At 64.2% G+C, this 12,217-nt stretch carries 11 protein-coding genes; 4 read left to right on the forward strand and 7 right to left on the reverse strand.

What is annotated here, in order from left to right; genetic code table 11:
* Nucleotides 1-52: 52 nt before the first annotated feature.
* Entirely contained in the window at nt 53-1,150 is a 1,098-nt protein-coding gene (locus tag QPK32_RS21520; RefSeq protein WP_290414851.1) for a serine hydrolase, read from the reverse strand.
* Between the two features lie 488 nt (nt 1,151-1,638).
* Between QPK32_RS21520 and QPK32_RS21525 the strand changes: the two genes are divergently transcribed.
* The 3 genes from QPK32_RS21525 to QPK32_RS21535 are packed head-to-tail and all read left to right on the forward strand — an operon-like array spanning nt 1,639 to nt 5,758.
* Nucleotides 1,639-3,324, forward strand: a complete 1,686-nt coding sequence (locus QPK32_RS21525) for a GMC oxidoreductase (RefSeq protein ID WP_290414852.1) — start codon at nt 1,639-1,641, stop codon at nt 3,322-3,324.
* A 20-nt stretch (nt 3,325-3,344) separates the two neighbouring features.
* Nucleotides 3,345-4,574: a glycosyltransferase gene (locus tag QPK32_RS21530; protein WP_290414853.1), complete on the forward strand. Its 1,230-nt coding sequence runs from the start codon at nt 3,345-3,347 to the stop codon at nt 4,572-4,574.
* A gap of 2 nt (nt 4,575-4,576) precedes the next feature.
* The gene (locus tag QPK32_RS21535; protein ID WP_290414854.1) at nt 4,577-5,758 is read left to right on the forward strand and encodes a glycosyltransferase family 2 protein; all 1,182 of its coding nucleotides are present in this window, start codon (nt 4,577-4,579) and stop codon (nt 5,756-5,758) included.
* Nucleotides 5,759-5,793: 35 nt separating this feature from the next.
* Here the strand turns inward: QPK32_RS21535 and QPK32_RS21540 are convergent, their stop codons facing one another.
* Both QPK32_RS21540 and QPK32_RS21545 read right to left on the reverse strand, forming a co-directional pair.
* Entirely contained in the window at nt 5,794-6,513 is a 720-nt protein-coding gene (locus QPK32_RS21540) for a nitroreductase (protein WP_290414855.1), read from the reverse strand.
* Nucleotides 6,514-6,523: 10 nt separating this feature from the next.
* Nucleotides 6,524-7,420, reverse strand: a complete 897-nt coding sequence (locus QPK32_RS21545) for a DMT family transporter (RefSeq protein WP_290414856.1) — start codon at nt 7,418-7,420, stop codon at nt 6,524-6,526.
* Between the two features lie 373 nt (nt 7,421-7,793).
* On the opposite strand from QPK32_RS21545, the gene QPK32_RS21550 reads away from it, so the two are divergent.
* The gene (locus QPK32_RS21550; protein WP_290414857.1) at nt 7,794-8,360 is read left to right on the forward strand and encodes a phasin family protein; all 567 of its coding nucleotides are present in this window, start codon (nt 7,794-7,796) and stop codon (nt 8,358-8,360) included.
* A gap of 125 nt (nt 8,361-8,485) precedes the next feature.
* On the opposite strand, the gene QPK32_RS21555 is transcribed toward QPK32_RS21550, so the two are convergent.
* The 4 genes from QPK32_RS21555 to QPK32_RS21570 are packed head-to-tail and all read right to left on the reverse strand — an operon-like array spanning nt 8,486 to nt 12,136.
* On the reverse strand, nt 8,486-9,208 hold the full coding sequence (locus QPK32_RS21555) for an ABC transporter ATP-binding protein (protein WP_290414858.1): 723 nt from the start codon (nt 9,206-9,208) through the stop codon (nt 8,486-8,488).
* Nucleotides 9,208-9,975 carry an ABC transporter ATP-binding protein gene (locus tag QPK32_RS21560; RefSeq protein WP_290414859.1) on the reverse strand — a complete coding sequence of 256 codons (768 nt, stop codon included), beginning with the start codon at nt 9,973-9,975 and terminating at the stop codon, nt 9,208-9,210. Before QPK32_RS21560 ends, QPK32_RS21555 begins: the two co-directional genes overlap by 1 nt.
* Complete coding sequence (locus QPK32_RS21565; protein WP_290414860.1) at nt 9,972-11,192, reverse strand: ABC transporter ATP-binding protein; 1,221 nt, start codon at nt 11,190-11,192, stop codon at nt 9,972-9,974. Before QPK32_RS21565 ends, QPK32_RS21560 begins: the two co-directional genes overlap by 4 nt.
* 14 nt (nt 11,193-11,206) lie before the next feature.
* Nucleotides 11,207-12,136: a branched-chain amino acid ABC transporter permease gene (locus QPK32_RS21570; RefSeq protein WP_290414861.1), complete on the reverse strand. Its 930-nt coding sequence runs from the start codon at nt 12,134-12,136 to the stop codon at nt 11,207-11,209.
* Nucleotides 12,137-12,217: the final 81 nt, after the last annotated feature.

Below are 12,217 nucleotides of genomic sequence, written 5' to 3' on the forward strand. Positions count from 1 at the left end.
AACTCAATCAAGATACAAGGGTGGGCATCACATGCCCACCATGCACGATCAATTATTGAACCATGCTCGGCGCCGTCGCCGCCGCCGACACGGTGACGGGCACGCCCGCCGCCGCCGTTGCCGGGATGGTCGCCGGCTTCAACGCCTCCAGCCACTTGCGCATCCGCCCCGCGTCCGCGGTCCGCGACTGCTTGCCCTTCGAATCGAGGAACACCATGATCACGTTGCGCCCCTGGATCATGGCCTGCATCACGAGGCAGCGCCCCGCTTCGTTGATGAAACCCGTCTTCTGCAAGCCGATATTCCAGTCCGGCAAGCCCACCAGGTAATTGGTGGTGTGGAAATTCATGGGCCGGCCGCTGCCTTCGACGACATAGCTCGGGTCCGTCGAATACTGGCGCAGCAGCGGTTCCTGGTGCGCCACCATCGCCAGCTTGGCCAGGTCGCGCGCGCTCGACACGTTCTGGCTCGACAAGCCGCTCGAGTCCACGTAATGGGTATCGTTCATGCCCAGTTCCGCCGCCTTGGCATTCATCGCCGCCACGAAGGCCGTGATACCACCCGGATAGTTGCGGCCCAGCGCCGCAGCGGCCCGGTTTTCCGAGCTCATCAGGGCGATATGGAGCAGGTTGCCGCGCGTCATGCGCGTACCGACGGGCACGCGCGAGCTGCTGAATTTCAGCTTGTCGACGTCGGCGTCCGTGATGGTGATGACTTCGTCCAGGTTCTGGCCGGACTGCACGACGATCAGGCCCGTCATCAGCTTGGTGATCGAGGCGATCGGCAGCGCGACGGAGGAATTCTTTTCGAACAGCACTTCCGAGCTGTTCTGGTCGATGACGTAGGCGACGCTGGAACGCAGGTCGAGCGGATCGCGGGTACGGTTCAGGCCAGCCAGGTCGCCGGCGGTCAGGATGGCGGCAACGGGGGCGGCATAGGCGATCTTGCGCTTGCCGCGCACCATGGCGATCCGGCGCGCCATCTGCTTGCGGTTGTCGGCGGCGATGACCCTGGCCATCTCCGTGCGCTTGGCCGGCTTGGCCTTGACCCGCTTGGTGGCCGTTGCCTTGGCCTTCACCTTGGTCGCCGCTGCAGCGGGTTCGAGCATGAAACACAGGGAAATAAGGGTAGCCAATGCGAGCTTGAGCATCTTCGAAATCCTTGAACGCGACTGATGGGCACACCCGATGAGTTCGTCGGGAGTGCGGTGGTGCGAAAGACGAGCGGACCACGACAGAATGTAACACTTGCGCGCTCGTTTTACTACAGCGCAAACTTTACTGCGTTGTAGAAATATCTTGAAGTTTCAACAGCTTGCAGGTCGACGCCTTGCCGTCCAAGTATAACGTCAAGTGCTCGTTCCGAAATACTTGTCTCCTGCCGGAACACGCTTTCAACGGCGAATTTACCGCCGCCCCTGCCAAACGCGTGGCCATTTATTGAATCAATTTATTCGGTTTACGGCGCGTGCCTTTTATCAAACACGCTCCCATGCCAATCCCTTATGTTATTGAAAGGTAAACATGAGCATGCTGGCAAATTCTTGACGATTTCCCTTTCTTAATGCCTTCACGTCATTATTAGGTGGCAATAATGCGTGGGGTTTTCGACCATTGTGCCGGGCAAAGTGGGTCGCGTATGATGATTTTTTCTACCGCATTTCTATCCGGCCAGCAGTTTGCCAAAACGACAGTGTGCATTGTCGGCGCCGGTGCGGCAGGGATCACGCTTGCATGCGAACTCGACGGTACCGGCATCGACGTCCTGCTGCTCGAAGCCGGCGGCTTCGGTCACGACCAGCGGGTTCACGGCGACTACGCGGGCGCAGCCACTGCCCCGCATCCGGATACGACCGCATTCCGGCGCACGGGATTCGGCGGCACGACGACAATCTGGGGCGGGCGTTGCGTTCCACTCGACCCGATCGATTTCACGCGCCGGCAGCATATTCCCGGCAGCGGCTGGCCGATCGCTTACGAGGAGGTGGCGGGCTATTACCCAAAAGCCATGCAGTATTGCGACGCCGGCCACGCGGATTTCTCCGTCACGGGCTCGCTGGGCACGGCACCGCCGACCATCGATGGCCTGGAATCGGATGCGACGATGCTTGCCGATCGCATCGAACGTTACAGCTGTCCGACGGATTTCGGAAAACGCTATCGCGCACGCTTGGCGCGCTCGTCGAATGTCACGGTATTGCTGTTCGCGCGCTGCATCCGGTTGGTGCGCGATGCGGACAAGGGGCGCATCGAACAGCTGGTACTGGTCGATCGCGCCGGCCGCAGGGTATGCGTCCATGCGGATACCTTCGTCCTCGCCGGCGGCGGCCTCGAAGTCACCCGCTTGTTGCTGGATTCCGACACGTCCGGTCCCGGCCTCGGCAACCGGCACGACAAGCTGGGACGCTATTACGCTTGCCATGCCGAGAGCATCTGCGCCCGTCTCGTCCCCGGCCATGGCAAGCTGCCATTCGCGTTCGAAAAGACGCTGGATGGCGTGTACGCCCGCCGCAAGCTGCAGTTTTCGGAGGCGGCGCAGCACCGGCATCGCTTGCTGAACAGCGCGTTCCGGCTGCACTTCCCGCCTTACGCCGACGCCCGCCACGGCAGTGCCGTCATGTCGACGATCTACATGGCCAAGTCCGCGCTGGTCCCCGAGCATGCCAGGATCCTGCATCACGGTGTGCCGGATACCGTCGTGTCGCCGCGGCGCGCCCATGTCAGGAATATCGCATGCGGCTTGCCGCACGTCGCGGCATTCGGCATGCGGTGGCTATTCCTGAGAAAGTTCGCCCGGCGCAAGCTGCCTTATACGCTCGTCCCGAATGCCGACGGCAGCTATCCGCTCGAATTCAACTGCGAGCAGACGCCGCTCCCATCGAGCCGGGTCTCGCTGCTGCGCGAGCGTGACCGCCACGGCGTGCGCCGGATCCAGGTCGACTGGCGCCTCGCGCGCGAGGACGTCGAGGCAGCCTGCCGTGGCTTCGTCGTGCTGCGCGATGCCCTGCGGCGATCTTCCAGCTGCCGGCTCGAATTCGACGAGGCGCGCCTCCGTGCCGCGCTGGAAAACGCGACGCCGCTCGGCGGCCACCACATGGGCACGGTCCGCATGGGCGCCAGCCCGAAGGACGGGGTCGTGGACCGCAACTGCGCACTGTTCGAACTTCCCAACCTCTATATCGCCAGCGCGGCGGTCTTCCCTACCCCGGGACACGCCAACCCGACGCTGACGATCGTCGCGCTTGCCATCAGGCTGGCCGCGCACTTGCGCGCCGGCCGGACGTTTCCCTCGACAGCGATGACCGAGACCGCGGAGCAATCATGATAAGCGAGTGCAGGCAGCCGATGCGCGTGGCCTACCTGATCAACCAGTATCCTGCCGTCAGCCATGGTTTCATTCGCCGCGAGATGCTCGAACTGGAACGATCCGGCGTCGACGTGGTACGCATTGCCTTGCGCGGCTGGAAAGGCGTCGTCGCCGACGACGAGCACCGCCGCGAGCTGGAAAAAACCCTGTATATCCAGCGGCTCGGCGTGTTCGGATTGCTCATGCATTTCGCGAGGACGAGCATGACCAGTCCGGTGCGTACGATAAACATGCTGGTGCTGGCGCTGGGAATGGCACGGCACGATCCGAGCCGATTATTCATTCACCTGTTTTATGTGATGGAGGCATGTGCGGTCGCCGCCATCCTGGCCAGGGAAAACGTCCGGCACCTGCATGCGCATTTCGGGACGAACTCGACGGAAGTCGCGATGCTTGCGTGCGGACTGACGGGTGGAACATACAGCTTCACCGTGCATGGCCCCGAGGAATTCGACAAGGCAAAGTCGATCGGCCTGGCGACGAAGGTTGCGCGCAGCGCATTCGTCGTGGCAGTCAGTTCATTCGGCCGCGGTCAGCTTTACCGTTGGATCGACCACGACAATTGGAGCAAGGTAAAAATCGTCCACTGCGGACTGGAGCCCGGTTTTCACACGGAAGCATCGAGTGCCGCGCCTGTACAAAAGCGGCTCGTGTGCGTCGGGCGGCTGTGCGAACAAAAAGGCCAGTTATTGTTGCTGCAGGCAGCCGAATTGCTCGTCCGGCGCGGTTGGGACTTCCAGCTGGTCCTCGCCGGCGATGGCGAGCTGCGCAGGCCGATCGAGGACGACATCGCATCGCGCGGACTTGGGCAGCACGTATCGATTACTGGCTGGCTGAGCAATGCGCAAGTCCGCGAACAGCTGTTGAATGCCACGGCCCTGGTCTTGCCAAGTCTCGCCGAAGGCTTGCCCGTGGCAATCATGGAGGCGATGGCACTCAGGCGTCCGGTACTGTCGACCTATATTGCCGGCATTCCCGAATTAATCCGTCCGGGAATCAACGGCTGGCTTTTTCCTTCCGGGTCGCCCGAGGACCTGGCCGCCGCAATGGAGCAATGTCTCCTTGCATCGGCCGGCGAGATCGACGCGATGGGAGATGCTGCGCGTGAAGCCGTCCTCCAGCGCCACGATATCCGCCTGGAGGCAAGGAAACTGAAGGAACACTTCGTCGACGTCCTGAACGGTGGTGCCTGCCCGATCCGAGGATAGCAATGGATTCCCCTCTGGAGTTCGTGTTACTGCTCCTGCTCGCGCCCATGGCCGCCATGACGGGCATGTTCCTCGTCCAGACCTTCGCCGCGACGACAAGCGACCGGCGCAACAAGCCTCCACCGGGTCCACGACCTTCGGTCGCCGTGCTGGTGCCGGCCCATAACGAGAGTGCCGGCATCACACAGACATTGCGGTCGATCCATGCGCAGCTCGGCCGCGATGACCGCATCGTGGTCGTCGCCGACAACTGTACGGATGCGACCGCCGCGACCGCGCTTGCTTGCGGTGCCGAAGTGTTCATCAGGACGAACGCGGAGCAGCGCGGAAAAGGCTACGCGCTGGGTTCGGGCATGCACCTGCTGGACACGGCACCGCCGCAGGTGGTGATCATCATCGACGCCGATTGCGAGATCGCGGCCGGGGCCATCGACGCCCTGGCGCAGCGCGCCTGGATGACGGGGCGGCCCGTGCAGGCCCGCTACCTGATGCTTGCGCGGCCGGACACGGGAGCGACGGCGCGCATCGCCGCCTTTGCCTGGATGATACGCAATTGCGTGAGACCGCTCGGACTCTTCCGCCTCGGACTGCCTTGTCAACTCATGGGGGCCGGCATGGCCATTCCATGGTCGCTGATCAGTACCGCATGCCTGGCGAACGGCAGCCTGGTGGAAGATATCGTATTGGGACTCGAACTTGCGGGCCGCGGTGCCGCACCCGAGTTCTGCCCCGATGCCCTGGTCACGAGCTTCTTCCCGGCGTCCCGGCAAGGACTCAAGTCGCAACGGTACCGTTGGGAGCACGGCCATCTGGGCGTGATGCTGGGCTTGGTGCCCCGATCGCTGTTTCGCGCGTTTCGCAGGCGCGACGTCCACCTCGCCGTGCTGGCATTCGACCTGCTGATTCCGCCACTCGCATTATTGATGCTCGCGCTCGGCGCCACCTTCATCGTCGCGTTGGCAATGGCGGCATTATCGGGCCCTGCATGGCCCTTGCTGGCCTCCTCGATGCTCCTTGCCGCCCTGGCCACGGCAATTTTCATCAGTTGGTGGAAGTTCGGCCGCGAATGCGTGGGCCTGTGGGACCTGTGTCTCAGCCTCGGATATGTTGTCTGGAAAATACCGCTGTATTTTCATTTCTTCGTCAGAAGGCAAGTCCAGTGGATCCGTTCGGAGCGGGGCTAGGCAAGCATCCGCTTTCCCCGCTACCGGCAGACGCACTAGTCGAGAAAACGGACGAACGAGGCCAGCGGTTCGCGTTCCGTCACCAGCGTATTCTCGATCTTGTCCGGGTCCGCATGGCCCAGCGCCATGCCGCATACCACCATCTCGTTGGGCGCCAGGCCGAGCTCGTCCGCGATGATGCGGTGGAATTGCGTGAACGCGGCCTGCGGGCAGGTGCCGAGTCCCCTGCCCCGCGCCGCGATCATGATGTTTTGCAGGAACATGCCGTAGTCGAGCCAGGAGCCCTGCTGCATCACGCGGTCGATCGTGAAGATGAGGCCGACGGGGGCGTCGAAGAAGCGGTAGTTGCGGGCATGCTGGGCCGCCATGCCGGCCTTGTCCTCGCGCGTCAGGCCCAGCAGCGCATACAGGTCCCAGCCGACCTTGCGGCGGCGCTCGATGAAGGGCGACACCCACTCGCGCGGGTAGTAATGGTATTCCTCGGTGTGCTGGCGCGCGGTGTCCGGATCCGCGTAGGCGGCCAGGATCGCCGCGCTCAGACGCTCCTTGGCCGCGCCCGTCAGCACGTGCACCTTCCAGGGCTGGGTGTTGGTGCCGGACGGCGCCCGCGCCGCCACTTCCAGGATCGCTTCGATGTCGGCGCGCGCCACGGGCGTGGGCAAGAAGGCGCGGATCGAGCGGCGCGAGGTGATGGCGGCGTCAACGGCGCGGCGGCTGGTGTCGTCGGCGATGCTGGCGGCGATGTTGGCAGTCATGTGATTCCTTTCATTTCTTGACGACGCAGGCGACGCCCAGCACGGCGACGGCCATGCCCGCCAGGCCGAGCGGGCTCAGCTTTTCTCCGAAGACCAGCCAGGCCATCACGGCCGTGGTCGGCGGGGTCAGGTACAGCAGGCTCGTCACCCGGGTCGCGTCGTTGCGGCGGATAAGGGTAAACAGCAGGAAGATGGCGCCGATCGACAGCGCCAGGATCGACCACAGCAGGGCACCCACGAATTGCGGCGTCCAGTCGACGTGCGCGAGGCTGGGCGTGAACCCTTCCAGCAGGACGGCCAGCGGCAGCAGCGCCAGCGCGCTGGCCGAGAACTGGATCACGGTGCCGGTGCGCAGGTCGAAGCCGGGGCAGAAGCGTTTCTGGATCATCGTGCCGGCCGTGATCGACAGCAGGGCCAGCACGCACAGGCCGATCGCCAGCGGCGACAGGCCGGACAGGCTGATCTTGGCGGCCACGACCAGCGCGACGCCGGACAGGCCCAGCAGCAGGCCAAGCCACTGGCGCGGCGTCACCCGCTCGCCGATCAGGGGCGCGGCGAACGCGGTCAGGATCGGCTGCATGCCGACGATCAGCGCGGACAGGCCGGCCGGCATGCCGATCTTGATCGCGCTCCAGACGCCGCCCAGGTAGCCGGCCTGCAGCAGCAGCCCGGACAGCGCCACCCAGCCGATCGTGCCGCGCGGCCAGGGCGCGCGCATCAACAGCGCCAGCGGCAACAGGATCGCCACGGCGCCCAGGCAGCGGATGATCACGAAGCTCAGCGGCGGCGCATACGGCAAACCGTACTTGGCGGCGATGAAGCCGGTACTCCACAGGAACACGAAGAACAGCGGCACGGGCGCCAGCCAGCCGGGCGGCACCGTGCCGGCATGCGCACCGGCTTGCATAGCGGGACTGGAAGCGTCGGACATGGGCGCGGGCGGCAGCTTGCGGTGTCGAATGAATATGGGAAAGACAAGTCTAGCATGCTGTCCCGTTCCGCGGATGACAGGGTCGTTTCCCTGAGACTGTTGTATCGGCACCAACAAAAATCCGGAAAATGCTTGTTTTAATTGATATTGCGCAAAGAAACGCCTTTGTGTTGTGCGCCGCATCAAAACAGCTTGACGCATAATCGAAAAGCAGCAAAAATGATTCATGCTGCGGCGCACAATCCGCGCCCGGATGACACCATTGCTGTACCGGTCCAGAGCAACATGTCCGAAGTCCGAGGGCTTTCCTGCATCACGGCCCCTATAAAATCCATTACTGGAGAACTTTATGTTTGCATTCCCTGAACAGTTTTCGAACGCGACCAAAGCCAACCTCGAAGCCCAGTTTGCCCTTCTGTCGACGCTGACGTCCAAGACGTTCGAAGGCGTGGAAAAGCTGGTCGACCTGAACATCGCTACCGCCAAGGCCGCAATCGAAGACTCGTCGGCGACCACCCGCCAGCTGCTGGGCGCCAAGGATCCCCAGGAGTTCTTCGCCCTGTCCGCGTCGCAAGCCCAACCGAGCGCCGAGAAAGCCCTGTCCTACGGCCGCCAGCTGGCATCGATCGCCACCGACACCGGCGCCGAATTCTCGAAAGCCGCCGAAAGCCAGATCGCCGAAGTCAACCGCAAGGTGATTTCGCTGGTCGACGAAGTAACCAAGAACGCCCCGGCCGGTTCGGAAACCTATGTGTCGGCCATCAAGACCGCCATCACCAACGCCAACGCCGGCTACGAGCAGTTCAGCAAGACCACCAAGCAGGCCGTCGAGGCGATGGAATCGAACCTGAACTCGGTGATGTCGCAGTACACCCAGGCCGCCAACCGCGCTGCCAACACCGCAGCCGCCGCCTGATTGCACAGCCCTGCCCCGGCAGGGAATGCAAAACGGCCCGGATCGCTCACGCGGTCCGGGCCGTTTGTTTTGTTGCCTGTGGGATCTTGAACTCAGGCTTATTCGCCCAGCTTATTTCCCCCCGCTTATTCGCCCAAATACGCCGCCTGCACGCGCGGATCGTGCAGCATGTCCTGGGCATTGCCGCTCATCGTGATCGTCCCCGACTCCATCACGTAGGCGCGGTGCGCCGCCTGCAGCGCCAGCCGGGCGTTCTGCTCGACCAGCAGGATCGTGATGCCCTGGCTGGAGACGTCGCGGATGACCTCGAAGATCTTTTCCACCATGATCGGCGCCAGGCCCATCGACGGCTCGTCCAGCAGCAGCAGCGTCGGATGGCACATCAGCGCGCGCGCCATCGCCAGCATCTGCTGCTCGCCGCCGGACAGCGTGCCGGCCAGCTGGCCCGATCGCTCCTTCAGGCGCGGGAATACGGCGTACCACTTCTCGATGTCGGCCTCGATGCCCGCCTTGTCGGCGCGCGTGTAGGCACCCATCAAGAGGTTCTCGTGGATGGTCATGCGCGTGAACACGCCGCGGCCTTCCGGCACCATCGCCAGCTTCCGCTGCACCAGTTTGAACGACTTGGCGCTGCCGAGCGGCTGGCCCTGGTAAGTGATGCTGCCTTCGACCTTGCTGGACGGCAGCGTGCCCGTGATGGCCTTCAAGGTCGTCGTCTTGCCGGCGCCGTTGGCGCCGATCAGCGTGACGAGTTCGCCGCGGTCGACGCGCAGGTCGATGCCCTTGACGGCCTTGATGCCCCCATAGGCCACCTTCAGGCCGGCGACGTTCAGGATGTTTTCGCTCATCAATGCGCTCCTCCGAGGTAGGCGTCGATGACGGCCTGGTTCTTCTGGATCTCGGCCGGCAGCCCTTCCGCGATCAGCTTGCCGTACTCCAGCACCGAGATGCGGTCGCACAAGCCCATCATGAGTTTCACGTCGTGCTCGATCAGGAGGATCGTGATGCCCGCTTGCTGGATCTTGACCAGCAGTTCGCGCAGCAGCAGCTTTTCGGTCGCGTTCATGCCGGCCGCCGGCTCGTCCAGCGCCAGCAGGCGCGGGTCGGTGGCCAGCGCGCGCGCGATCTCCAGGCGGCGCTGGTCGCCGTAGGACAGGAAGCGCGCCGTGCGGTTGGCAAACTGCCCGATGCCGACGAAATCCAGCAATTCCTGGGCCCGTGCGCGGATCGCCGCTTCTTCCTCGCGTGCCGCCCGGTGGCGGAAGATGGCGCCGAACACGCCCTGGCGGGTGCGCACGTGCCGTCCCACCATCACGTTTTCCAGCGCCGTCATCTCGCCGAACAGGCGGATGTTCTGGAAGGTGCGCGCGATGCCGGCCTTGGCGACGGCATGCGGGGCAGACGGCGAATAGGCCTTGCCGTCGAGTTCGAAGGTGCCCGTGTCCGGCTGGTACAGGCCCGTGATCACGTTGAAGAACGTGGTCTTGCCGGCGCCGTTGGGACCGATGAGGCCAACGATCTGGCCCCGTTCGATGCGGATCCGGACGTCGGTCAGCGCCTGCAGGCCGCCGAAGCGCTTGTTGACGCCGGCAATGTTCAAAAGGACATTACTCATGCCAGCTTGCCCTCATTGTCTTCTTCCTCGTCCCTGGCCGTGGCCGCGGTCGGACGGTCTTCCTTGATCGGCGACGGCCACAGGCCGGCCGGGCGGTACAGCATGATCAGGACCATGGCCAGGCCGTACAGCAGCTGGCGCAGCACCTCGGCCTCGATCACGACCTTGCCGAACAGCGTCTGCTGGGCCGGCTCGACGACGTGGCGCAGCACTTCCGGCAGCGCCGCCAGCAGCATGCCGCCCAGCACCACGCCGGGGATGTGGCCGATGCCGCCCAGCACCACCATCGCCAGCACGGAAATCGATTCCGTCAGCGAGAACGATTCCGGCGACACGAAGCCCTGGAAGGCGGCGAACATGGCGCCGGCCACGCCGCCGAACGAGGCGCCCATCGAGAACGCCAGCAGCTTCACGTTGCGGGTATTGATGCCCATCGCCTTGGCGGCGATCTCGTCCTCGCGGATCGCGACCCAGGCGCGGCCCAGGCGCGAGTGCTGCAGGCGGCTGGTCATGAAGATCGTCGCGATGCACAGCAGCAGGAACAGGAAGTAGTAGGCGTTCACGGACGGCATGCCGAACCCGCCGATGAACACGGTGGCGCGCGAGCCCGGCTCGCCGGCCAGCGACAGGCCGAACACGCGGATCGGGTCGATCAGGTTGATGCCTTGCGGGCCGTTGGTGAAATTGATCGGATCGTTCAGGTTGTTCATGAAGATCCGGATGATCTCGCCGAAGCCCAGCGTCACGATGGCGAGGTAGTCGCCGCGCAGCTTCAGCGTCGGCGCGCCCAGCAGCGCGCCGAACAGCGCCGCGACGATGGCCGCCAGCGGCACGATCGCCCACACGGACAGGTGGATGCCCTCGGTGCGCACGCTCTCGCCGAAGGCGGCGACGATCGCATCCTGCAATTCCGGGTGGTAGTTGATCAGGGACTCCAGCAGCGCCGCGAACTGTGGCGATGCGAGCAGGCCCGTCAGGTAGGCGCCGACGGCGAAGAAGGCGATGTAGCCCAAGTCGAGCAGGCCGGCGAAGCCGACCACGATGTTCAGGCCCAGTGCCAGCATGATGTACAGCAGCGCGATGTCGACGATGCGCACCCAGGAATTGCCGAACTGGGCGGCAATGAAGGGGAATACCAGCATCAGCGCCAGCACGACGGCCATGCTGGCATAGGCCTGGCGCGGCTTGTGGACCGTGTCGAACGTAAGGAGTGCCATGGATGTCCTCCTGCTTACGCGCGGTCCGCCACGCGCTCGCCCATGATGCCCGACGGGCGCACGGTCAGCACGAGGATCAGCACGATGAAGGCGAAGATGTCCTGGTAGTTACTGCCCAGGAAGCCGCCCGTCAGGTCGCCGATATAGCCGGCGCCCAGGCTTTCGATGATGCCCAGCACGATGCCGCCGATCATGGCGCCGTAGATATTGCCGATACCGCCCAGCACGGCCGCGCAGAACGCCTTCATGCCCGGCAGCGTGCCCATGGCGAACTGGATCGACGCGTAGTTGGCGCCCCACATGACGCCGGCGACAGCCGCCAGCGCGGCGCCGATGGCGAAGGTGGAGACGATCACGCGGTTCGCGTCGACGCCCATCAGGCCCGCCACGCGCGGGTTCTCGGCGACGGCGCGCATGGCGCGGCCCATCTTCGTCTTCTCGACCAGGAACACGAGCGCCAGCATGGCGACGGCGGCCAGCACCAGCAGCAGCACCTGGGTCCGGGAGATGACGGCGCCGCCCACCATGATCGGGTCCGACGACAGCAGTTGCGGGAACGGCAGCGGGCTGCGGCCCCAGATCATCATGGAGAAGGTCTGCAGCAGGATCGACACGCCGATCGCCGTGATCAGCGGCGCCAGCCGCGGCGCATTGCGCAGGCGGCGGTAGGCGATGCGCTCGATCAGCACGTTGACGAGCATCGTGACGGGAATCGCGCCGACGATGGCGATGGCCAGCTGCACGCCGCCCGGCAGGCCAGGGAAGGCGCCGTCCAGCACCTTGAGGATCGACAGGCCGACCATGGCGCCGATCATGAGGACGTCGCCGTGGGCGAAGTTAATCAGGTTCAGCACGCCGTACACCATCGTGTAGCCGAGCGCGATCAGCGCATACATGCTGCCCAGCACCAGTCCATTGAGGATCTGTTGGACAAAGGTTTCCATGCCGTCGTTTTTTCCTTTCGTAACAAAAACGGCACCCGGGATGCGAGTGCCGCTCTGTGGGCTGGCCTTGATGCCGCTGTT

The organism is Massilia sp. YIM B02763 (assembly GCF_030412015.1).
Classification (GTDB): domain Bacteria; phylum Pseudomonadota; class Gammaproteobacteria; order Burkholderiales; family Burkholderiaceae_D; genus Telluria.